This is a genomic window from Limnobacter sp. CACIAM 66H1, assembly GCF_001601825.1.
Lineage (GTDB): Bacteria > Pseudomonadota > Gammaproteobacteria > Burkholderiales > Burkholderiaceae_B > Limnobacter.
Genome location: NZ_LUJK01000040.1, coordinates 1 through 22,358, shown reverse-complemented (window position 1 = coordinate 22,358; position 22,358 = coordinate 1). Strand labels below are relative to the sequence as shown.

Annotated in this window: 24 protein-coding genes and 1 pseudogene; 6 read left to right on the top strand and 19 right to left on the bottom strand. The window is 52.2% G+C overall.

Annotated elements, in window-relative coordinates; all coding sequences use genetic code 11:
* Positions 1 to 10: 10 nt before the first annotated feature.
* The 9 genes from odhB to A0129_RS11590 all read right to left on the bottom strand — a co-directional run bounded on the left by odhB (position 11) and on the right by A0129_RS11590 (position 10,438).
* Positions 11 to 1,288, bottom strand: a complete 1,278-nt coding sequence (gene odhB / locus A0129_RS11630) for a 2-oxoglutarate dehydrogenase complex dihydrolipoyllysine-residue succinyltransferase (protein ID WP_291715157.1) — start codon at positions 1,286 to 1,288, stop codon at positions 11 to 13.
* A gap of 68 nt (positions 1,289 to 1,356) precedes the next feature.
* The gene (locus tag A0129_RS11625; protein ID WP_291715155.1) at positions 1,357 to 4,215 is read right to left on the bottom strand and encodes a 2-oxoglutarate dehydrogenase E1 component; all 2,859 of its coding nucleotides are present in this window, start codon (positions 4,213 to 4,215) and stop codon (positions 1,357 to 1,359) included.
* A gap of 302 nt (positions 4,216 to 4,517) precedes the next feature.
* Positions 4,518 to 5,825: a citrate synthase gene (locus A0129_RS11620; RefSeq protein WP_275271299.1), complete on the bottom strand. Its 1,308-nt coding sequence runs from the start codon at positions 5,823 to 5,825 to the stop codon at positions 4,518 to 4,520.
* 26 nt (positions 5,826 to 5,851) lie between these two features.
* Positions 5,852 to 6,124: a succinate dehydrogenase assembly factor 2 gene (locus A0129_RS11615; RefSeq protein WP_105029331.1), complete on the bottom strand. Its 273-nt coding sequence runs from the start codon at positions 6,122 to 6,124 to the stop codon at positions 5,852 to 5,854.
* Between the two features lie 72 nt (positions 6,125 to 6,196).
* Positions 6,197 to 6,913, bottom strand: a complete 717-nt coding sequence (locus tag A0129_RS11610) for a succinate dehydrogenase iron-sulfur subunit (RefSeq protein WP_291715153.1) — start codon at positions 6,911 to 6,913, stop codon at positions 6,197 to 6,199.
* 22 nt (positions 6,914 to 6,935) lie between these two features.
* Entirely contained in the window at positions 6,936 to 8,717 is a 1,782-nt protein-coding gene (sdhA, locus tag A0129_RS11605) for a succinate dehydrogenase flavoprotein subunit (protein WP_291715151.1), read from the bottom strand.
* Between the two features lie 2 nt (positions 8,718 to 8,719).
* Positions 8,720 to 9,100 carry a succinate dehydrogenase, hydrophobic membrane anchor protein gene (gene sdhD / locus A0129_RS11600; RefSeq protein ID WP_171101456.1) on the bottom strand — a complete coding sequence of 127 codons (381 nt, stop codon included), beginning with the start codon at positions 9,098 to 9,100 and terminating at the stop codon, positions 8,720 to 8,722.
* Positions 9,100 to 9,513, bottom strand: coding sequence for a succinate dehydrogenase, cytochrome b556 subunit (sdhC, locus tag A0129_RS11595; RefSeq protein ID WP_291715149.1), 414 nt, complete (start codon positions 9,511 to 9,513; stop codon positions 9,100 to 9,102). Before sdhC ends, sdhD begins: the two co-directional genes overlap by 1 nt.
* A 196-nt stretch (positions 9,514 to 9,709) precedes the next feature.
* Entirely contained in the window at positions 9,710 to 10,438 is a 729-nt protein-coding gene (locus A0129_RS11590; RefSeq protein WP_291715147.1) for a GntR family transcriptional regulator, read from the bottom strand.
* A 160-nt stretch (positions 10,439 to 10,598) separates the two neighbouring features.
* Here A0129_RS11590 and A0129_RS11585 point away from each other — a divergent pair, with 160 nt between their 5' ends.
* Positions 10,599 to 11,585 (top strand): malate dehydrogenase, encoded by a 987-nt coding sequence (locus A0129_RS11585; protein WP_291715145.1) that lies wholly within the window; start codon positions 10,599 to 10,601, stop codon positions 11,583 to 11,585.
* Positions 11,586 to 11,672: 87 nt separating this feature from the next.
* Positions 11,673 to 12,650: an aldolase/citrate lyase family protein gene (locus A0129_RS11580; RefSeq protein ID WP_291715143.1), complete on the top strand. Its 978-nt coding sequence runs from the start codon at positions 11,673 to 11,675 to the stop codon at positions 12,648 to 12,650.
* Here A0129_RS11580 and A0129_RS11575 read toward each other — a convergent pair.
* From A0129_RS11575 to A0129_RS11565, 3 genes are read right to left on the bottom strand one after another with little or no spacing between them, the layout of a single operon-like run.
* Positions 12,647 to 13,204: a DUF924 family protein gene (locus A0129_RS11575; RefSeq protein WP_291715141.1), complete on the bottom strand. Its 558-nt coding sequence runs from the start codon at positions 13,202 to 13,204 to the stop codon at positions 12,647 to 12,649. The two genes, A0129_RS11580 and A0129_RS11575, sit on opposite strands and share 4 nt — an antisense overlap.
* Complete coding sequence (locus A0129_RS11570; RefSeq protein ID WP_291715139.1) at positions 13,201 to 13,494, bottom strand: DUF1330 domain-containing protein; 294 nt, start codon at positions 13,492 to 13,494, stop codon at positions 13,201 to 13,203. The genes A0129_RS11575 and A0129_RS11570 overlap by 4 nt, the downstream gene beginning before the upstream one ends.
* 5 nt (positions 13,495 to 13,499) lie before the next feature.
* Positions 13,500 to 13,646 carry a hypothetical protein gene (locus tag A0129_RS11565; RefSeq protein WP_291715138.1) on the bottom strand — a complete coding sequence of 49 codons (147 nt, stop codon included), beginning with the start codon at positions 13,644 to 13,646 and terminating at the stop codon, positions 13,500 to 13,502.
* A gap of 159 nt (positions 13,647 to 13,805) precedes the next feature.
* Here A0129_RS11565 and A0129_RS11560 point away from each other — a divergent pair, with 159 nt between their 5' ends.
* Together A0129_RS11560 and rlmF are read left to right on the top strand one after the other, a co-directional pair.
* The gene (locus A0129_RS11560; RefSeq protein ID WP_291715136.1) at positions 13,806 to 15,818 is read left to right on the top strand and encodes an AsmA family protein; all 2,013 of its coding nucleotides are present in this window, start codon (positions 13,806 to 13,808) and stop codon (positions 15,816 to 15,818) included.
* Positions 15,815 to 16,723: a 23S rRNA (adenine(1618)-N(6))-methyltransferase RlmF gene (gene rlmF / locus A0129_RS11555; RefSeq protein ID WP_291715134.1), complete on the top strand. Its 909-nt coding sequence runs from the start codon at positions 15,815 to 15,817 to the stop codon at positions 16,721 to 16,723. Before A0129_RS11560 ends, rlmF begins: the two co-directional genes overlap by 4 nt.
* A 16-nt stretch (positions 16,724 to 16,739) precedes the next feature.
* Here rlmF and A0129_RS11550 read toward each other — a convergent pair whose 3' ends face one another.
* From A0129_RS11550 to prpR, 7 genes are all read right to left on the bottom strand, one after another.
* A complete protein-coding gene (locus A0129_RS11550; protein ID WP_291715132.1) occupies positions 16,740 to 16,961 on the bottom strand; it encodes a hypothetical protein in 222 nt (73 codons plus the stop codon).
* A 98-nt stretch (positions 16,962 to 17,059) separates the two neighbouring features.
* Positions 17,060 to 17,218 carry a YqaE/Pmp3 family membrane protein gene (locus tag A0129_RS11545; protein ID WP_105029341.1) on the bottom strand — a complete coding sequence of 53 codons (159 nt, stop codon included), beginning with the start codon at positions 17,216 to 17,218 and terminating at the stop codon, positions 17,060 to 17,062.
* 56 nt (positions 17,219 to 17,274) lie between these two features.
* Positions 17,275 to 17,733: a carboxymuconolactone decarboxylase family protein gene (locus A0129_RS11540; RefSeq protein ID WP_291715130.1), complete on the bottom strand. Its 459-nt coding sequence runs from the start codon at positions 17,731 to 17,733 to the stop codon at positions 17,275 to 17,277.
* Between the two features lie 27 nt (positions 17,734 to 17,760).
* Positions 17,761 to 18,159 (bottom strand): VOC family protein, encoded by a 399-nt coding sequence (locus A0129_RS11535; protein ID WP_291715128.1) that lies wholly within the window; start codon positions 18,157 to 18,159, stop codon positions 17,761 to 17,763.
* 34 nt (positions 18,160 to 18,193) lie between these two features.
* The gene (locus tag A0129_RS11530) at positions 18,194 to 18,985 is read right to left on the bottom strand and encodes a helix-turn-helix domain-containing protein (protein ID WP_291715126.1); all 792 of its coding nucleotides are present in this window, start codon (positions 18,983 to 18,985) and stop codon (positions 18,194 to 18,196) included.
* 65 nt (positions 18,986 to 19,050) lie between these two features.
* Positions 19,051 to 19,458, bottom strand: coding sequence for an alternative ribosome rescue aminoacyl-tRNA hydrolase ArfB (gene arfB / locus A0129_RS11525; RefSeq protein WP_291715124.1), 408 nt, complete (start codon positions 19,456 to 19,458; stop codon positions 19,051 to 19,053).
* A 4-nt stretch (positions 19,459 to 19,462) separates the two neighbouring features.
* The gene (gene prpR / locus A0129_RS11520; RefSeq protein WP_291715122.1) at positions 19,463 to 21,058 is read right to left on the bottom strand and encodes a propionate catabolism operon regulatory protein PrpR; all 1,596 of its coding nucleotides are present in this window, start codon (positions 21,056 to 21,058) and stop codon (positions 19,463 to 19,465) included.
* A gap of 195 nt (positions 21,059 to 21,253) precedes the next feature.
* Here prpR and prpB point away from each other — a divergent pair, with 195 nt between their 5' ends.
* Together prpB and A0129_RS11510 are read left to right on the top strand one after the other, a co-directional pair.
* Positions 21,254 to 22,135 (top strand): methylisocitrate lyase, encoded by an 882-nt coding sequence (gene prpB, locus A0129_RS11515; RefSeq protein ID WP_105029899.1) that lies wholly within the window; start codon positions 21,254 to 21,256, stop codon positions 22,133 to 22,135.
* A 58-nt stretch (positions 22,136 to 22,193) separates the two neighbouring features.
* Positions 22,194 to 22,358: pseudogene (locus A0129_RS11510) on the top strand (citrate/2-methylcitrate synthase); the annotation flags it as partial.

The window sequence follows — 22,358 nt, the reverse complement described above, 5'->3', positions numbered from 1 at the left end:
GAATCTCCCCTCACAGTTCCAGCAGCAAGCGAGCTGGATCTTCCAGGGCTTCCTTCATGGCGACCAAGCCAAGTACCGCTTCGCGACCATCAATAATACGGTGGTCGTAACTCATGGCCAGATAGTTCATGGGACGAATCACGATTTCGCCGTTCTCAACGACTGCACGCTCCTTTGTGGCGTGAATACCCAAAATCGCAGACTGGGGAGGGTTGATGATCGGGGTGGACAGCATGGAACCGAACACGCCACCGTTCGATATCGAGAATGTACCGCCGGTGAGCTCATCGAGGCTCAACTTGCCATCTTTGGCCTTCTGCCCAAACTCCGCAATCTTCATTTCAATGTCGGCAATGCTCATTTGATCCGCATTGCGAATGATCGGCACCACCAAACCGCGCGGTGAACCCACCGCAATACCAATGTCGAAGTAGCCGTGGTACACAATGTCGTTGCCATCAACAGATGCATTCAACACAGGGTACTTTTTCAAGGCAGCCACAGCGGCTTTCACGAAGAAACCCATGAAGCCAAGCTTGGCACCGTGTTCTTTTTCGAACTTGTCCTTGTACTTGTTGCGCAAGTCCATGACCGGCTTCATGTTCACTTCGTTGAATGTGGTCAGAATGGCGTTGGTTTGCTGAGACTGCACCAAGCGCTCGGCCACTCGGGCACGCAAACGGCTCATAGGCACGCGCTGCTCAGGGCGACCTTCAATCAAGGTGGCGGGATCCAGAGGGGCCTTTACCTCAGGCAACAGACTCACCGGCTTGGCGGCTGGAGCAGCGGCGGGCTTTGCTGCCGAGGCAGGCGCTGCGGCGGGTGCATTCAAGGCACCGATCACATCGCCTTTGGTGATGCGACCATCCTTACCAGAGCCTGCGATTTGACCCGCACTCAAATTGTTTTCAGCCATCATTTTGGCCGCAGCTGGCATGGCCACAGAGCCATCTACGCTGGCTGACGGGGCTGGAGCTGGTGCTGCCGCTGGTGCAGCGGCCGCTGCCGGGGCTGGTGCTGCTGCGGGTGCGCTTGCGGAAGCACTTGCTTCCGTGTCAATTTTTGCCAAGACCTGTCCCGCTACAACAGTTGCACCGTCTTCGCAGAGAATTTCAACGATCACACCAGCCGAGGGTGCGGGCACTTCCAGCACCACCTTGTCGGTCTCTACGTCGATCAGGTTTTCGTCGCGCTTTACGGCGTCACCAGGTTTTTTGTACCAATTCAACAACGTTGCTTCGGCGACAGATTCGGACAGTTGTGGTACGACCACTTCTACGATTGCCATGGAATATTTTCCTTTTGAATTCTTTGTTCAAGTGCGGGGAGCCAACACGGCCAACCCGCGTCCTGTATTTATTTCGTAACTACGAAACCCTTGAGCTTGCCAAATGCTGCATCGATCAGCGCTTTTTGCTGTTCGTTGTGCTTGGCGTAGTAGCCCACGGCCGGAGACGCTGAAGCCGGGCGACCCGCATAACCCAAACGCTGTCCTTCGGACAGGTTCTCCAGCACGTTGTGCTGGATCTGGAACCAAGGACCCTGGTTTTGCGGCTCGTCCTGACACCACACCACATCAGCCAGGTTGGGATACTTGCGCAGTTCTGCGCTCAATGACTTGTGTGGGAATGGATACAGCTGCTCTACACGTGCAATCGCAACATCCTTGATGTTGCGCTCACGACGAGCGGCGACGAGGTCGTAATACACGCGACCGGAACAAAGAATCACACGCTTGACCTTACTGGAGTCCAGGTCACCCTGATCACCAATCACGGTCTGGAAATGACCTTTGGACAAGTCCTGCAAAGAAGACGTAGCTTCCTTGTGACGCAACAAAGATTTTGGCGTCATGATGATGAGTGGCTTGCGGAACAAGCGGATCATCTGACGACGCAACAAATGGAAAATTTGAGCTGGTGTCGTGGGCTGACATACCTGCATGTTGTTCTCGGCGCACAGCTGCAAGTATCGCTCGATGCGCGCGGAAGAGTGCTCAGGACCCTGGCCTTCATAGCCGTGGGGCAACATCATGACCAAACCGGAGGCACGACCCCATTTCACTTCACCAGACGAGATGAATTGGTCGATCACCACCTGAGCACCATTGGCGAAGTCGCCAAACTGTGCTTCCCAGATAACCAATGTATTCGGTTCAGCAGTGGAATAACCATATTCAAAACCAAGCACAGCCTCTTCGGATAGCACCGAATCGATCACGGTGAATGGAGCCTGGGTTTCGGAAATATTCTCTAGGGGCACGTAGGTGCCTTCATTCCATTTTTCGCGACCCTGGTGGTGCAACACGGCATGGCGGTGCGTGAAGGTTCCACGCCCGCAATCCTGACCTGTGATGCGAACGGCATAACCGGATGACACCAACGAGGCAAAAGCAAGGTGTTCACCCATGCCCCAATCCAGAAGGGTTTCACCCTGACCCATGGCCGCACGATCCGCAATCACCTTTTGAACCAAGGGGTGCACCTTGAAGTTCTCGGGCACCGAGGTAATTCGTTCGGACAAACGCTTGATTTCAGAGATCGGCACAGATGTGTCCGCTGCATCGGTCCACTTCTTGTTCAAGTAAGGCGACCAGTCCACCGCAAACTTGCTCTTGTAATTGGTCAACACGGGATCGGCGCGATTGTGCTTGCCCTCGTCCATGGCGGCACGGAAATCTGCAACCAGTTTTTCTGCACCATCGGCAGTCAAAATGCCCTGCATTACCAGACGCTCGGCGTATAAAGCACGTGTGCCGGGGTGCTGGCCGATTTTCTTGTACATCAATGGCTGTGTAACAGCAGGCGTGTCTTGTTCGTTGTGACCCAATTTGCGGAAACAAACAATGTCGATCACCACGTCTTGCTGGAATTCCATTCGGAAGTCCAAAGCCAGTTGGGTCACGAAAATGACCGCCTCAGGATCATCACCGTTTACATGGAAGACAGGCGCTTCAATCATCTTGACCACGTCTGAGCAGTACAGCGTGGAGCGGCTGTCACGGGGATCGGAGGTGGTAAAACCAATTTGGTTATTGATCACGATGTGAACCGTACCACCCGTGCCATAGCCGCGGGTGTGCACGAGGTTCAGGGTTTCCATGACCACACCCTGTCCGGCAAAGGCGGCATCACCGTGTACCAATACAGGCAATACCTGTTTGCCTTCCTTGTCACCTCGACGCTCCTGACGGGCTTTCACAGACCCTTCAACCACAGGGTTCACGATTTCAAGGTGCGAGGGGTTAAACGCCAGAGACAAGTGCATGGGACCACCAGGGGTGGTTACGTCCGATGAGAAGCCTTGGTGATACTTCACATCACCAGCCGGAAGATCATCAGCATGCTTGCCTTCAAATTCTTCAAACAACTGGCTGGGGCTCTTGCCCAAGATGTTGACCAATACGTTCAGGCGACCACGGTGAGCCATACCAATGATGGTTTCTTGTACACCGTTTGCACCGCCGCGTTGAATCACATGATCAAGGGAAGCGATAAAGGATTCACCACCTTCCAGAGAAAAGCGCTTTTGACCCACATATCGGGTATGCAAATAGCGCTCAAGACCTTCAGCCGCGGTTAAGCGTTCCAGAATGTGCAATTTTTCTTCGGCCGACAATTGGGCAGTGCCCAAGCTGGTTTCCATGCGTTCCTGCAACCAGCGCTTTTGCGCGGGATCGCTGATGTGCATGTATTCAACGCCGATGGATCGGCAGTAGGTGTCGCGCAGCGCCTTCACGATCTCGCGAAGGGTCATTTGATCCTGGCCGAAATAGGTATTGGTAGCGGAGAACGTGATGTCCATGTCCGCTTCAGTCAGGCCGTAAAAAGCCGGGTCAAGTTCGGGAATTTCCGGGCGTTCCTGGCGCTTGAGCGGATCAAGGTCTGCAAAACGCGAGCCCAGGAAGCGATACGCAGCCACGATAGACTGTACGTGCACCTGCTTTTTGGCCACTTCCAGGTCAGCAGACTGAATCTGGGGTTGCAAGAAGCCTTTTTTCGCGCGTTGAGCAAAGGACTGAACGACCGGCGCGTGGGCTACATCTTTCTCGTTCACGTCGCCGTGAGCGGAAGGCACCATTTGCATTTGGTCAAAATAGGCGCGCCATTTATCTGGCACGGAGCCTGGGTTGTCCAGGTACGCCTCGTACATTTCTTCGACATAGGGCGCATTGCCCCCGAACAAATACGAGTTTTGTTGAAATGATCGCATCATTTGCGCTTCACCTTTTTCCGAGTTTCTCGTTTCAAAGATGTGGGGTTCGGACTCGACCTTGGCTATTGCCATCGGACCGAATCCCTACACACGTGGGTTAAACCGCACTCCCCGTCTGGTTTGTGGAGCCCCTGCCCCTAACCAGATAGCAAAAAGCAGAAAAAACTGCTTTAAGAGTTAAGCCCAAAGGATATCAGATTAGAGAAAGCGCACTAAAGCCCTAACGAGGATGAATGTGAAAAATGTGGTGAAAATGAAAAAAGCCACCCTAAGGTGGCTTTCTGTTCAAACCGCAATGTCAATCAACGCTGGTCGATTGGCTTCACGTTGCGGTGCGCGGCACCATTGAACAACTGACGAGGACGGCCGATCTTGTACTCGGGGTCTGCAATCATCTCGTTCAATTGGGCAATCCAGCCCACGGTGCGGGCCAACGCGAAAATGGCTGTAAACAAAGGCACGGGAATACCGATAGCCTTTTGTACGATACCTGAGTAGAAATCCACGTTCGGGTACAGCTTACGCTTCACGAAGTATTCGTCTTCCAGCGCAATCTTTTCCAGGGCCATCGCAATCTTGAACAGAGGATCATCATGCAGGCCCAGCTCGTTCAGTACTTCGTGGCAAGTTTCACGCATCAGCTTGGCGCGTGGGTCATAATTCTTGTACACGCGGTGGCCAAAGCCCATCAAGCGAACACCTGAATCCTTGTCTTTTACCTTGGCAATGAAGTCACCGATCTTCTCGACACCACCGTTGGCCTGGATTTCAGTCAGCATGTTCAGGCAGGCTTCGTTGGCGCCACCATGTGACGGGCCCCACAAACAGGCCACGCCTGCCGCAATCGCAGCAAAAGGATTCGTACCAGATGAGGCACACAGGCGAACTGTAGAAGTGGATGCGTTTTGCTCGTGATCAGCATGCAAAATGAAGATACGGTCCATGGCGCGCACCAGCACATCATTGACTTGGTACTCTTCGCACGGGTTGCCAAACATCATTCGCATGAAGTTGGCGGTGTAGCTGAGTTCGTTCTTCGGATAAATATTGGGCGCGCCGATGCCATATTTGTAGGCCATGGCCACCAAAGTTGGCATCTTGGCAATCAAGCGGATTGCAGAAATGTCGCGCTGGTTCTTGTCCAAAAGATTCATGGAATCTGGATAGAAAGCAGACATTCCGCCCACAAGACCAGTCATCACCGCCATGGGGTGTGCGTCGCGGCGGAAACCACGCAGGAAGAAGTTCATCTGCTCGTTGACCATGGTGTGCTTGGTCACCAGGTCGTCAAATGTTTTCTTTTCAGCGGCATTGGGCAACTCACCGTTCAACAGCAAGTAGCATACGTCCATGAAGTCGCAGTGCTGAGCCAGCTGCTCGATGGGATAGCCGCGATACAGCAGTTCGCCCTTGTCACCGTCAATGTAGGTAATGGATGAATTGCAGGAGGCTGTGGACAGGAAGCCAGGATCGTAGGTGAATTTGCCGGTGGATCCATACAGCTTTCGGATGTCGATCACATCGGGACCAATGGTGCCTTTGTGAATGGGAAATTCTACCGAAGGGGTGCCGTCTGAAAAAGACAGCGTGGCCTTGTGTTCTGTGCTCATCGGATTTCCTTCTAATGGGATTGAAATTAAAGTTCTCGCATCATCTGGATTACCTTGCGCACACCAGGTGTATCCAGATCCCCTTCCGGCTCTTTTCGGCCAAGGAATAGGTCAAGCAACACGTTGTCAACCTCCTCAAACAGCACAGTCAACGCCTGTACGTCATCGTTGGTCAATTCCATTTCATGCTTGTCGAAAAATCGTTCGATAATCAGGTCGTTTTCCAATAGGCCTCGTCTGGCGCGCCAGCGTAAACGGGCACGTTGAGTTGGATCCGCCTGATGACTCTGATTAGACATAAACTACAACAAAAAAAACGGGGTTTTGCAGTGCACAACCCCGATTTGAACAAAAAAATCCGAACAAGGGTTCTAGACGGCGCGACGCACCATCAATTCCTTGATCTTGCCAATTGCCTTGGTGGGGTTCAAGCCTTTTGGACACACGTCCACACAGTTCATAATGGTGTGGCAGCGGAACAAACGGTATGGATCTTCCAGGTTGTCCAAACGCTCACCAGTAGTTTGATCGCGGCTGTCTGCAATGAAACGATAGGCTTGCAACAAACCGGCTGGACCCACGAACTTGTCAGGGTTCCACCAGAATGACGGGCAACTGGTCGAACAACAGGCACACAAAATGCACTCATACAGACCATCCAGCTCTTCGCGCTCTTCGGGTGACTGCAAACGCTCCTTTTCAGGAGGGGGTGTGTCGTTCACCAGGTAAGGCTTGATGGAATGGTACTGCTTGAAAAACTGGGTCATGTCGACGATCAGGTCGCGCACCACGGGCAAACCGGGCAGCGGCTTGAGCACGATAGGCTGCTTCAAGTCGCGCAGGTTGGTAATACAAGCCAAACCGTTTTTGCCGTTGATGTTCATGGCATCGGAACCGCACACGCCTTCACGGCATGAACGGCGATAGGCCAGTGATTCATCGACGTCGCTCTTGATGCGCATCAGCGCATCCAGCAACATTTTGTCAGTGGGCTGTAGCTCAACTTCCAGCTTTTGCATTTTTGGCGCTTCGCCGGTGTCCGGGTCGTAGCGATAAATTTCAAAACGTACGATTCTCTTTTCACTCATTTTCTGTACCTCGTAACCTTGATTAGAACGTCCGCTTTTTGGGCTGGAAGGTTTCAACTGTCATGGGCTTCAGGTTCACTGGCTTGTAGTCCAGGCGGTTGCCCTCGGAATACCACAGGCTGTGACGCATCCACTTGTCATCATCGCGTTCAGGGAAATCGCGGTGAGCATGCGCACCACGGCTTTCTTCACGGGCAGCAGCAGACACCATGGTGGCCTTGGCAGTTTCCTGCAGGTTGGCCAGCTCCAAAGCTTCTACCAACGCAGTGTTGAACACTTTGGACTTGTCTTTCAAATGAATGTGTTCGGCTTGTTCGGCGAGATCATTAATCTTGGTCACGCCAGAGTTCATTAACTCGGTGGTACGGAACACGCCGCAATGGTACTGCATGCCCTTGCGAATCGCATCGGCTACAACCCGAGTGTTCTCGCCGCTGGTCGATGTCATCAGCTTGTTCACGCGCGCCAATGTGAGGTCAGTGCCGTCAGCTGGCAATTCCTTGTGGCTACGGGCCTTCAGATTGCTGTTTACGATGTGGTTGCCGGCTGCGCGACCAAACACGATCAAATCGAGCAGGGAGTTGGTACCCAACCGGTTTGCACCATGAACGGACACACAGGCACATTCACCAATCGCGTACATGCCATTGATGATTTCGCTGGGACCGCCCGGTACCTTGGGGGCTACTACCTGGCCGTACACGTTGGTTGGAATACCGCCCATTTGATAGTGAATGGTAGGCACTACAGGAATAGGCTCTTTGATCGGGTCTACGTTGGCGAACTTGATCGCAATTTCGCGAATCGAGGGCAAACGCTTCATGATGGTATCGGCGCCCAGGTGATCGAGCTTCAACAACACGTAATCTTTATTGGGACCACAACCGCGACCTTCCTTGATTTCCTGGTCCATGGAACGTGACACAAAGTCGCGCGGAGCCAGGTCTTTCAGGGTTGGAGCGTAACGTTCCATGAAACGCTCGCCTTCGCTGTTGAGCAAAATACCGCCTTCGCCGCGAACACCCTCAGTCACCAGAACGCCTGCACCTGCCACACCAGTTGGGTGGAACTGCCAGAACTCCATGTCTTCCAGAGGAATGCCAGCACGTGCTGCCATGCCCATGCCGTCACCAGTGTTGATAAAGGCGTTGGTGGATGCATCCCAGATGCGGCCCGCACCGCCTGTGGCAAACACGGTGGTTTTGGCTTCCAGAACCATCATCTCGCCGGTTTCCATTTCCAGGGCGGTTACACCCACCACGTCACCGTCGGCATCACGAATAATGTCAAGCGCCATCCACTCGACGAAGAACTGGGTACGCGCGCGTACGTTGCGCTGGTACAAGGTGTGCAACAGGGCGTGACCTGTGCGGTCGGCAGCAGCGCAAGCGCGCTGAACCGGCTTTTCACCGAAGTTGGCAGTGTGGCCACCAAATGGGCGCTGATAAATGGTGCCATCTGGGTTGCGGTCAAAGGGCATGCCAAAGTGTTCAAGCTCGTAAACCACTTTGGGCGCTTCACGACACATAAATTCGATCGCATCCTGGTCGCCCAGGTAGTCAGAACCTTTCACGGTGTCGAACATATGCCAGTACCAGCTGTCGTCGGACATATTGCCCAGCGACGCGCCGATACCACCCTGCGCGGCCACTGTGTGTGAACGTGTGGGGAATACTTTGGACAGCACGGCTACATTCAGACCAGCCTCTGCCAACTGGAGCGAACAGCGCATGCCCGCGCCACCCGCACCTACGATCACCGCGTCGAATTTGCGACGAGGAAGGGAAGTTTTAACTGCAGTCACTTTTAGACCCTCCAGAGAATGTCAGCAGCGTAACCGGCCGCACCGAGCAACCACAACGCTGTAAAAACTTGCAACGTAAGACGAATACCGGTGGGTTTGACGTAGTCCATCCAGATGTCGCGAATACCGATGTAAGCGTGATAGCACAGCGACAGAATGGCCAGCAGTGCAAGAATTTTGCCCAATGGGAAAGACAAAACCGTGAAGTTGAAGAAACCGACCCACTTCGCGTAGTCCAGATCGGGAGTAAACAGCACGGCCAGGAACAGACCGATTGTGTATACCGCCATGATGACCGCTGTAATGCGCTGGGCAACCCACTCTTTCAGGCCATAGTGCGCGCCAACCACCAGGCGCTTGGAACCAATGTTGTTACCCATGATTAAAACACTCCGAACAGTTTCAGACCAAACAAGGCGGTCAAGCTCAAGCTGACTGCGAACACAATGCCGGCGCTTTTGTTGGCTGCGTACTTTTCAGTGCCCACATGCATGTCGAGCACCAGGTAACGAATGCCCGCAGCAAAGTGATGCAGATACGACCAGATCAGGCCGAGCAGAACAATTTTGACCAGCGGGCTACTGACCAGCGATTGCATTTCCAGGAAGGTGAGTTCGGAAGTGATGCTTTTGTCGAAAAGCGGCAGAAGGATGACCGGAAGCGCCAAAAACAGCACTGCCCCACTGACTCGGTGCAAAATGGACAGCTTGCCGGCCAGCGGGAGCCTGTATTTAAGAATTTGTGTGACATGAATATTCCGGTACTCCGGACGTTTCTTCGCAACAGTGTTTGACATGCTCGTGTTCTTATAAAAGTGATTGGAAAACGGGCCAAAACCCTAAGCTTTGCAGCTTGAATCCTTTAAAAAAAACCAATATCGGACAACGATATATTTTGAACCAAATCAGCCTGGGCTAAAAGCGGGATATTTTTGATTTTGAGCGCTAAGTAGTTCAAATGCATTCTTTTGCCCGCTAAAGACTTGTATCAATTCAATACAATTCATTCCTGTATGAAAATTTGTCGGTCAAGTACCAACCCCGACGAAGCTCCACCGGTTTGTCAGCATACGTCATTGAAAGGCGCTCGACCAGCAGCAAGGGGGTACCTATTTCGACCTGTAAAATGTCAGCATGCTCCTGTTGTGCACTGACCGCCTTGATATGCTCGTTGGCCCTTAACATCCGCACATTGAAACTGCTTTCAAGGAAACCATACAAGGTGGAATTCCACTGTTGAAGGCGCTCGAGGGTAAGGCCTTTGTATTGGGAGGCGGGCAGCCATATTTCATCGAAAATACGCGGCACCCCGTCAAAACGCATCACCCGCTTGACCACAAATACGGAGTCGCTGGGTTTAATGTCGAGCAATTTGGCGATTTGCGAGCTGGCTCTAACCCGCTCGACCGACAAATAGGTCGACTTGGGCTTCACGCCGGGCTCTTCGTCTGCGGCCAGTCGCAGAAACCGATATTCAGACTTGGCTTCGTTGTGCGTGGCAACAAATGTGCCGCGCCCCTGCTTTCGATCGACCAGATTTTCGGCGGCAAGCTCGTCGATGGCTTTGCGCACAGTGCCCTGACTCACACCGTAGCGTGCGGCCAACTCGGTTTCAGACGGAATGAGTTCCCCGGGCTTCCATTCGCCGTCTTGAAGGCTTTTTAGCAGCAAACCCTTGATTTGCTGGTAAAGCGGACTGAACGTTGGGTTAACGGGCTGCAAATTGTGTCTCGATCTTGTTTTTTCGGATTATTGTGTATCTTATATCTTATAGAGGACTTTTAGAAGTTAATCCCCTCTAATCCACCAAGTTAGTCAACAAGGTGTCAGCGTTTGGCGCTAAACTATGGCCTTCGATTTTTAATCCCTTGGAGTGTTTGACATGACCAAACCCGCAATGCGAGTTGCCGTTACAGGCGCTGCCGGCCAAATTGGCTACAGCTTGTTGTTCCGTATCGCCAATGGCGACATGCTGGGCAAAGACCAGCCCGTGATTTTGCAGTTGCTGGATATTACGCCTGCCCTGCCCGCAGTGAAGGGTGTAGTCATGGAACTGGAAGACTGTGCATTCCCACTACTGCAAGGCGTGGTGATTACAGACGACCCCGCCACTGCCTTCAAGGACGTTGACGTGGCCTTGTTGGTTGGCGCACGCCCACGCAGCAAAGGCATGGAGCGCAAGGATCTGCTGGAAGCCAACGGCGCAATTTTCACGGTTCAAGGCAAAGCACTGAATGACAACGCCAAACGCAACGTGAAAGTATTGGTTGTAGGTAACCCAGCAAACACGAACGCCTACATCGCTCAACAGTCAGCACCAGACCTGGATCCAAACTGCTTTACTTCCATGCTGCGTTTGGACCATAACCGCGCTTTGAGCCAGATTGCTGCCAAAACCGGCAAGCCAGTGGCATCGATCGAGAAGCTGTGTGTATGGGGCAACCATTCTCCCACAATGTATGCTGATTACCGCTTTGCAACCATTGACGGTGCATCTGTAAAAGACATGATCAATGACCAGGAATGGAACGCCAACACCTTCTTGCCAACAGTGGGCAAGCGTGGCGCCGCCATCATTGAAGCACGTGGCTTGTCGTCTGCGGCTTCTGCTGCCAACGCGGCAATCGACCATGTTCGCGACTGGGTACTGGGCACCAATGGCAAGTGGGTCACCATGGGTATTCCTTCTGACGGCTCTTACGGCATCCCTGAAAAAACCCAGTTCGGCTTCCCCGTGACCTGTGCCAACGGCAAATTTGAAATCGTGAAGGGCCTGGACATTGATGCATTCAGTCAAGAGCGCATCAACATCACTCTGAACGAACTGATGGAAGAACGCGAAGGCGTGAAGCACTTGCTGGGCAAGTAATTCGCCAGCATTTCGTGATAAAAAGAGCCAGCAGAGATGCTGGCTTTTTTTATTTGTATCCGAAAGAACACTGCGAAGGAATACCGCGTGAAGAAGCACAACCTGGATTTGGCGACTATTTCCACCCTTTTGTACAGCGAAGATCACGCACAGGTGAACCTGCCGGTGTGTGATCATTACACTGGTCGCCCCAAGTACTTTGAGAAAGCCTTGCAGATTCGCGCTGAAATCGGAGCCTGCTTCGACATTACCCTGGATTTGGAAGACGGCGCCGTGGTCGGCCAGGTCACAGAAATTGCAACATGGGCAGCTCAGAGTCTGGTGGATTTTTCTGCTCGATACGGCAGCGAAACCCGCAGGCCAGGCGTTCGGCTTCACCCGGTTCAAGACGCCGCGTTTGAACAGGAACTGCCGATCGTATTGCGTGAAGGCGTGCCGTTGCCCGCATATTTGATGCTGCCAAAACCAGAAAACTTTGACGATGTGAAACAGGCCATTGGTCGCATTCGAGAGCAATGCGCCAAGGCAGGCGTTGAACCCCCACCTTTGCATGTGCTGATTGAAACCCACGGAGCCCTGGCGGCTGTACACAGCATCGCCGGACTGGAGGAGGTTGAGTCGCTTTCATTTGGCATCATGGACTTCATATCAAGCCACAGAAGTGCAATCCCCAAAACTGCACTTAACTCGCCAGGACAGTTCGAAAACCCGCTGGTGCGTCGGGCAAAACTGGAAATTTCCGCAGCCTGCCACCGATTCGGCAAGGTACCGTCGCACAACGTAACCCGCAATATTCGCCAACCGGAGATGGCAGCCGAAGACGCGACGCGCGCGAAAAGGGACTTTGGCTTCACAAGAATGTGGAGCATTCACCCCGATCAAATTGTGCATATCGTGTCAGCAATGCTGCCCACCGATTCTGAGGTGGATGAAGCAGTGCAAGTGTTGACTGAGGCTCAGAAAGCCGACTGGGGGCCAATTCAGATCAAGGGCGAATTGCACGACCGGGCAAGCTACCGATACTTTTTTGAAGTACTGAACGCACGATCAAACCGCGGCGGCTAAAAACTTGACCCCGGCTGTTTCAGAAACTCAAGCTCTTCAGCGGTGGACTCTCGATTCAGGATTCTGTTTCGATGCGGATATCGCCCAAACCTGTCAATGATTTCCTTGTGTCTAAGCTCAAACTTGTGGTTGTTCTCCGGGGCCCATTCCCGGTACAAGCGCTCGGCCTCAACATGAATGAGCGGTGACTCGCTGTGCATGTAAGGCAAAAGCAAAAACGCCCTTTCATCCGGAGTCAATTCCTTTAATACACCTCTGGCAACGGCTTCTTGAGCGAGGGCCAAGGCCATTGGATCCTGAGCAAAAGCTGAGGGTGTATTGCGATAGACATTGCGAGAAAACTGATCTAGAACAATGATCTCCGCGAGACGCCCTCTGGCTGAGGCACGCCATGAGAAAAACTCACTCTTGGCAGCCTTCAAAAGGGTTTCTAAGTAGCGCAGACGAATTTGTTCGTCAAACTTTGGGTCGGCGGACCACCAGGATTTCGGATCAGTGTCCTCAAACCAAAACTGGAGAATGTCTCGAGCTGCAGGATCAAGCAAGTGATTCAAGCCTCGTATGTGGTTAACAGCACCTGGGCCGCAGCCTCGCGAAGCGGTATGAGTGCCTGGTAAGCATTTGATTGAAACCAGCCGTGGGCTGCATCCAGCGTTGGGAAACGTATTACTACGATGTCGCTGAAGGCATTTTGGAGTGCCAAATCTGCGGCCTTAACACCCCTGAAAACCAATTCTGCATTCCAGGCAGCAAGAGTGCCGGGCACTTGGTCCCGATACTCTTGCCACTTGAGTGGATCGACGATGCTGATTTGACCAACCACGTAAGCACTCACAACAGGCACTCAGTTTAGCAGTTGCCTTTTTTGGCCTGCCCGGGAGGGCAATGACCACCACCGTGGCCACCTGGATCAACCACAACGGAACCCGCGGGGGTGTACACTGCACAGCTGCTCAATGCCAACATCAACGCCATCATGGAAAACAGTGTTTTCATGTTTCATACTTCCTGAATAAAAGAAATCAATCGAATTGAGATATTCCGTATAACGGGTACAAGCCGCTTAAGTTGACTGCTTCTCGCTAGTATGCGTTAACCATTGTGAGAAGTGCGAATCAGAAACTCAATTCTTGTAACAGAGAATCAGGATAACCATTGAAAAGAACACCGATTACCTCGAAGCTGTATCGGCAGAAGCCGGTTCGACTACTGGCTTGGGCGATATTGACCTTGCTTGTTTTGGCAGTGGGTACACTTGAATTGATGGGATGGCCCTTTTTGGCCAAACCAGCCGAGCAATGGCTGAGTAAAGCACTTGAACGGGAGATTCGACTAACGAACATGGATGAAAGTGACCCTCAGTTTAAACTGCGCCTGATTGGTGGAATTCGACTTCGCTTGAATCATTTTGAAGTGGCCTCACCCTCCTGGAGTCAGTCGCCCTTCATGGTCAAGGCAAAAAACGTGTCTCTTGGCATGCGCTACGTTGATCTGATGAAGTGGGCCAAAACACCGGAATCTGCGCTGAGAATCAGGTCGCTGACTGCCACGGCATTGAATGGCAATTTCGAACGCCTGAAAGACGGGCGAGCATCTTGGCAATTTGCCAACAACCAAGCAGACTCAGCGCCTGCCCCTGCTCCGGAGTTTGGTTTGCTGGCCATTCAGAAAGGCCAGATTATCTATCGGGATGAGCCGCTTGATCTTGACCTGGATGCAACGCTGAGCCTGCAGGAAGGAGAGCTTGGAGCCGATGCGCTAACTGTGATGGCACTGGGTTCGTATCAAGGTAAAAAGCTTCAGATACAACTTAAATCGACTGGTGTACTTCCTTGGGTGGCCAAGCAAGGCAAGCCAATTCCGGTGGAGCTGAACGTGTCCTTGGGGCGAGCCCGGTTGGACTTTAAGGGCAACGCCGCCGACGCGCTAGGTATGCAGCAACTGTCTGGTCAGTTTGCAGTAAGTGGCTCATCCCTGGCCGCGGCTGGGCAGGCTCTGGGAGTCACTTTGCCGAACACGCCGGCCTTTCGTACCGAAGGTAACTTGGTGCGCGACGCAGACAACTGGCAGGTCAACATCAACAACGCAACAATCGGCAAGAGTCGTTTGAATGGGCGTTTTGTGTACGAAGGTGGCAAAACACAACCCCTTTTGACCGGAGAACTCAAAGGACCTTCGCTGGTGCTGGCGGACCTGGGCCCCACCGTAGGCGCCCCTGCAGTGAAGCAAGAGGTTGCAACGAAACGCCAAGGCAGGGTGTTACCGGACAAACCCTTTGATCTACCTTCCCTGAGGGCCATGGATGCCGATGTAAAAATCGACATCGACAATCTGGATTTGGGCAGCGAGATATTGAAACCACTTCGACCCTTGCGGGCACATTTGGCTGTCACTGAGGGTGTTTTGACCATTTCAGAGATTCAGGCAAAAACAGCGAAGGGCGAACTTGCTGGCTCGGTGCAACTGGATGGGCGGGAAGACATCGCTGTTTGGGACGTAGACCTGAACTGGGCCAACGTGCAACTTGAACAATGGTTGAACATGCCAAGGGCTGGCAATGAGCCGCCTTATGTAACCGGCACCATGAATGGCGCAGCCAAACTGAGAGGGCAAGGCCGCTCGACCGCTGAAATACTCGGTAGCCTGACTGGCAACGTACGAACACAGGTGCGCAATGGAACCATGTCGCATTTGATCGTTGAGGCGGCTGGCCTGGATGCTGCCGAGGCGCTTGGGGTTTGGTTTCGGGGAGATGAGGTGCTGCAAATGACCTGCGCGTATGCTGACTTGAACGCGAACAATGGCGTACTGCAACCCAGGGCGTTTGTGATTGACACTCAAGACTCGGCAATGTGGGTGAATGGCAGCATTTCGATGAAAACAGAGGCATTGAATTTGAGGGTGGTTGTAACACCCAAAGACTTCAGTCCGGTCAGCCTGCGTACGCCTTTACTAATCACCGGCACCATGGGATCGCCCGATGTATCACTTGAAAAAGGTCCAATTGCGGGCAAAGTGGCTGGCGCGGTGTTGCTGTCGCTGCTAAACCCGTTTGCTGCGCTGATTCCATTTGTTGAGATGGGCACTCCGGACTCTGCCGAGAATGCCAACAAAACCGGTTGCTATGATTTGGCGGCGCGCAGCAAGGCCCAGCGAGAGAAAAATTGACCAAAACACTTCACCCCAATAACGCGCACAAAGACGGTTACGATTTCGATGCCTTGGTGTTGACTTCCCCTGCCCTGAAGAAATTTGTTAAGCCCAACAACCATGGCCGAAACTCCATCGATTTCGCCTCGCCTGCTGCCGTGAAGGCATTGAATTGCGCACTACTGAAACACCACTACAGCATCTCGGAGTGGAACGTGCCAGAGGGCTACCTGTGTCCGCCGATCCCCGGCAGGGTGGATTACATTCATTACGCGGCTGATTTGCTGTCGAGCTGCGGGATTAAGGCATCAGATTCAAGGCAGGTCAAAATGCTGGACATCGGCACAGGGGCGAACGGCATTTATTCGTTGCTGGCAGCAAAAGTGTACGGCTGGCACTGCACTGGCAGTGAAATTGACCCGGTTGGCTTGAAGAACCTTGCCTCGGTGCTGGATAAAAACGAGGATCTGAAGCAACTGATCGATTTGCGCCTGCAGCGGGACAAACGAAAAGTATTTGAAGGTGTGATCAAGTCTGGCGAACGTTTTGACCTGAGCGTATGCAACCCGCCATTTCACGCCTCACAAAAAGAAGCCATAAAAAGCAATCAACGAAAAGTGAATAGCCTGGCTGTTAATCGTGGAGAAAAACCAGGTTCAAAGGCACCTGCGGGTTTGAATTTTGGTGGACAGAAAAATGAATTGTGGTGCGAGGGTGGGGAACTTGGTTTTCTGCAAACCATGATCAATGAGAGCGCGCAATTTGGTCAACAATGCAGGTGGTTTACCACGCTGGTATCAAAGGCAGAAAATGTGCCTCGGGCCAAATGGCACATGCGTAACGCGGGTGCACGGGATATTCTTGAAGTTGAAATGGAACAAGGCAACAAGACCACGCGCATTGTGGCGTGGTCTTTTGCATAATTGAACGCTGGACAAACTAGCGACGGCGACTACCCACCAGCAGCAGGAAAGCACCGGCGACAATTGCACCCACGCCTGCCCACATGGGTACGTTGACTTCCTTTTCCTGATCTACGGTGATCTCGAGTGAACCAATTTTTGCTGCAGTTGACTCCTCGGTGTAGCTAAAGCCCCCGTAGACCAGTCCCAAGGTGCCGGCAACAATCAACAGAATTCCAATCAGTTTGGTGGCTTGCATGATCATTTCCTTTGATGTTGTGATTGTCCGAGTACTAACGGACAGCAAGCCAACTCGATATACACAGTATTTGGTGTTTTTGCCTTGACGCCCAAAAGCTAGCGTTTTGCAATGATATACACCGCATGCACAATGCCCGGAATGTAGCCAAGCAAAGTCAAAATGATGTTGATCCAGAAATGCTTGCCCAGGCCTTCTTGCAGAAATACGCCCAATGGCGGCAACAGGATGGCGATCAATATGCGAATCAGGTCCATTTGATTTCCTTGTAATAAAAATTTGAGTCGGGGAAATAAGCAATTCAAATGCTATATCAACTACCGCCACCCACGGGGTAGCGACTGGAAATTGCCACACGATTCCACGCATTGATCAACACTGCCAACCATTCCACCGCCGAGATTTCTTCTATCGACAGCAAGCTGCTTGCGTGTTGATAAACGGAATCGGGTACCTGCCCCTCGGAAATTGATGTTACCGATTCACACAGAGCCAGCGATGCACGCTCTTTTTCATTGAAATATCGTGTGTCACGCCATGCAGGAAGTACGCTGATTCGATCCATACTTTCACCTGCGGCCAAGGAATCACGCGTATGAAGCCGAACACAAAACGCACAGCCATTCAATTGGGAAGCGCGCAGCCGAAGCAAGTGTGAAAATCCTTCTGCCATGCCCGACGCTGCAACATGTTCATTAACCTGTCTGTCGAACGAAATCATTGATTGATAAAGCGCCGGAGCTGCCTTGCCCAAATTAACCCGATGTTCCACCGACTATCTCCTTGAAGTGAATGCCCGCTATTGCGACGCTGAATCCAGATGCTCAACGATATCAATTTTTATCCCTGCAGGGTCTTTTACGATGAAATGAATCTGCCCCCATGTTTCATGCTTCAAAGGCATTTCAACCATCAAATCCTGCTGCTGTGCCTTGTCATAAGCAGCAGCAGCGTTAACCACTTCAAACGTGATGACATGCCCGTCAGTGTTCGTCAATGCGTGCAGAAACTTGGGCTGAGAGGCATGTCCAGGTGCCAGAAAGCCAAGTTGAACACCTGTGGATGGGGACACCAGATGCACGTAAAAATCAGGCTCGAAAAAAGCAGCATCGAAACCAAATACCGAGGTGTAAAAACTGCGCTGTTGATCCAGGTCGGCTGTGACCATGACCGGGAACATTGCCTGAATTTCAATCACTTTTGTGCTCCTTTCAAGATCAGGAACTCGAAGTTTATTTGGATGGGTTGATACTTTTCTTGTACAAAACGGACATTTTCATGAAGCGGCCGGGCGTGGCGCCCGTGAAATCCTTGAACTCACGAATGAAATGTGACTGATCGTAGTAAAACTGCGGCCAGGCTGGCCAATTGTGACAAGTGTTCATGTGGTGCAGCGTGGCTTGAAACCTTGCCACACGCAGAAAGTCTTTGGGTGACACGCCCAAATGCAAATGACTGATTCGACGCAATTGGCGCGCAGATACGCCACAGTCGAACGGGTTGGGATTGAAAACCGAGCGTATGAAACGAAGCAGACGGGCATCGATTTGGGGATGCTTCAAATGGGCCAACAGCAGCGATGAGATACGTTCACTGCGCATTGAAAAATCAGTCGACTGGTGCAGGGTCACCCGAATTTGCTCGATAAGCAAAGGATGGAGCAATCCACGTGTGTCAACATGACTGCCTGGATCAAGCCACTCACCCAATGGAGTTTCGATCAAGCCCTGAGAAGCCAACGCTCCAAATCGGATACCGAAATAGCTCGCCGGCCCAATGATGGCGCACTCCAGCGGCTCAAGAAAGGGCGTGATGACAAAGCCTTCTGATTGGTCATCCAGGTTGAAAATCAGATCCACACAATTGTCGGGCACACTGCGATAGATGTACTCACCCGGATCCACTGTCAGTTCCCAAAAACTGTTAACCCACAGACTTACCGGCGCATTCGCTGGACACACCTGATACGTGCCATTTTGCGTAACATGACCTTGCAAGGCGGGGTGAATGTGTTGAATTAACACTGAGGCTCCGGTTGCGGTTGGCTATCTACACTTACTATACCGTGAAAACTAGGTTGCAATAATCGTCAATCCTGAACCTTTCCACGCAGCGCCTTGACCTGCCCCCGAATGCTTTTGCCTTCCAACCTGCGACGTTTTGAACCCAGGGTGGGTCGGGTTTCACGGCGAACCTTGACAGGTTTGGCAACCTCGGCAATCAACTCGTTCAAGCGCACTAATGCATCAATGCGATTTTGCTCTTGGCTGCGCGTGGTTTGAGCCTTGATGACAATAACGCCGTCTTTGGTCAAACGTTGGTCTTGCAGAGCCAGTAATTTTTCCTTGATGAATTCAGGCAAAGACGATGAGCGAATGTCAAAACGCAGATGAATGGCACTGGACACTTTGTTGACATTTTGACCACCTGCGCCTTGGGCGCGGATAGCAGTGAATTCGACATCCGATTCGGTCAGGGTGGGTGGCGTGTAGGACATGTCGCTAGCTGCCCTTATTTAAACGCCAAACGGTAGACCTGCTAATGCCCAAACCTTCAGCCGCCCTATTGACCTCACCACTAACCAGATTTAACGCCTCACGCACAATGCTTGCACGCTCAGACATGGGCGCCCTGCTATAGGCCAAGGCCAAGGCGTTCATATTATTCATCACTTCGGATGGATTGGTTTGCTGCAAAGGTGACCTGGGCGAATTCTCCATGCCCACAAGCAGGTCTGGAAACCAGGTGCGCCAGGACGACAGATCACTTTCTTGCAGCATCAACACAGCCGCCCTGCGACACACATTCTTCAATTGACGGATATTGCCTGGCCAAGGCAAGGATTGAAGAACCGGCAAAGCCAGTTGAAGAAAGGCATCGAATTTTGATTTACTGACACGAACTGGCGTAGTCCTTAAAAAGTAGCCCGCCAGTTCGCCGATATCTTCCGCTCGTTCTCGCAGTGGAGGGATATGGATCAACATTTCATTCAGCCGGAAATAAAGGTCTTCGCGAAAGCGCCCTTCTTCAACGGCTTGCTGCAAATTCACGTTGCTGGCGGCCAGTAGCCGGAAATCAACCTTGCGGGATGAGGCTGAACCAATTCGGCGCACGGTGTTGTCCTCGAGAATACGCAGCAGCCGGGTTTGAAAAGCCAAAGGCATGTCACCAATTTCATCGAGGAACACGGTGCCTCCCTGTGCGCTTTCAAACATGCCCGCGCGCCCACCTTTCACGGCCCCTGAAAATGCACCCTCTTCATAACCAAACAGCTCGCTTTCCAAAAGGCTTTCGGTAAGCGATGCACAATTGATTGCGACGAAAGGTTTGCCCGCACGTGGGCTGGCGCTGTGGATGGATTGGGCCACCAACTCCTTGCCCACGCCGGTTTCACCCTGAATTAGTACGGAAAAATCGATACTGCCACACAGCCGTATCGTATTACGCAGCTTTTCAACTGCCCGGCTTTTGCCGATCAGGTCTTGTTCGGTGTGGTACGTGTAAGCCTGGCTGTTTCGGCGCAATCCGCCAGAAGCTTTCGCACTGGCCAGCCGTATGGCTTCCTCAAAGGCTTTCACAACACCTTGCCGGGAATAAATTAGGATGGCTTCCATGCCCATTTCTTGTGCGATTTCGGTGACCAAGCCAGACCCCACCACCACCTTCACACCCAGCTGCGCCAATTCCCGCACAGCGCGACGCGCGTCCTCAGGTGTGCGATAGGTTCTGGTACTTAAGGGCACATCAAACGCTCGGGCAAACTGCTCCAGCTCATCAAACGAATGTTCGTAACTGACCAAACCCACTGCCGCAGACGCCTTTCTTGCTGATGCCAAGGCTTGCATCACATCAAAACCATCCGTACGGATGATCACCAGCGGCGCCTCAAGCTGGTTCTGCAAAAACGCGCCGTTTGAACCTGCGGCGATGAATACATCGGCTGTGTCGGTGTAATAACGGTTACGTGCATAAGCCAAGGCATCTTCATAGGCCTTGGGCACCAATTCAATGTTGGCGGAACTGCTGTAGTCGCGGGCTATCTCCCGCAATGTACCAGCCAATGCGCTAATACTGAACACCACAATTCTGGGTTTCATTCAAAACACCTTAAGTATCATTTGAAACATACAATCGTTTCATTTTATACAAATATGTTTCAAAATACCACTGAATTATACTATTAATTACTTCTATTTATCTCTTTAAATTATTGATATTAATTGATTAGTTTTCTATTTTTTTCGACTGGCACGAACCCTGCACTACATGGAGCATACAACAAGGAGAACACCATGACCCAACATTCCGCAGGCGCCCGTTTTCGCCAGGCAGTGAAAGAAGAACAACCTTTGCAAGTGATCGGCGCGATCAATGCCAATCACGCATTGCTGGCCAAGCGTGCCGGCTTCAAAGCCATTTACTTGAGCGGCGGCGGCGTGGCGGCTGGCTCACTGGGTCTGCCCGACCTGGGAATTTCAGGACTGGATGACGTGCTGACCGACGTGCGCCGAATTACCGATGTATGTGACACCCCCTTGCTGGTGGATGTCGACACTGGCTTTGGTTCATCAGCCTTCAATATCGCTCGCACCACCAAGGCGATGATGAAAGCGGGTGCTGCAGCCATGCACATTGAAGACCAAGTGGGCGCGAAACGCTGTGGCCACCGCCCCGGCAAAGCAATTGTGACCCAAGCTGAAATGGTAGACCGCATCAAAGCGGCCGTGGATGCCCGTGGTTCGGACGACTTCGTGATCATGGCGCGTACAGATGCATTGGCCGTGGAAGGTTTGCAATCGGCCATTGACCGCGCCTGCGCCTGCGTGGAAGCCGGTGCCGACATGATTTTTCCCGAGGCAATGACCGAACTGAGCATGTACCAGCAGTTTGTGGACGCGGTGAAGGTGCCTGTCTTGGCCAACATCACTGAGTTTGGCTCAACCCCCTTGTTCACCACCGAAGAACTGAAAGGTGTGGGCGTAGGCTTGGTGCTTTACCCCTTGAGTGCCTTCCGCGCCATGAACAAAGCAGCACAGAACGTGTATGAAGCGGTGCGCCGCGATGGCACCCAGAAGAACGTACTGGACACCATGCAAACCCGAATGGAGCTTTACGACAGCATTGGCTACCACGATTTCGAGCAGAAACTGGATGCTCTTTTTCAGCAGAAATAACTTGAATAAAACACTATAAACAATTGTTATAAAACACGATTCTTAACAGGAGACAGAAATGTCTGAGCAACAAACAACAACACCAGGCTTTAAGCCCAAAAAATCTGTAGCCCTTTCAGGTACTGCCGCTGGAAACACCGCCCTGTGTACTGTGGGCCGTACAGGCAACGATCTGGCTTACCGTGGTTACGACATTCTGGACTTGGCCACCACCACCGAATTT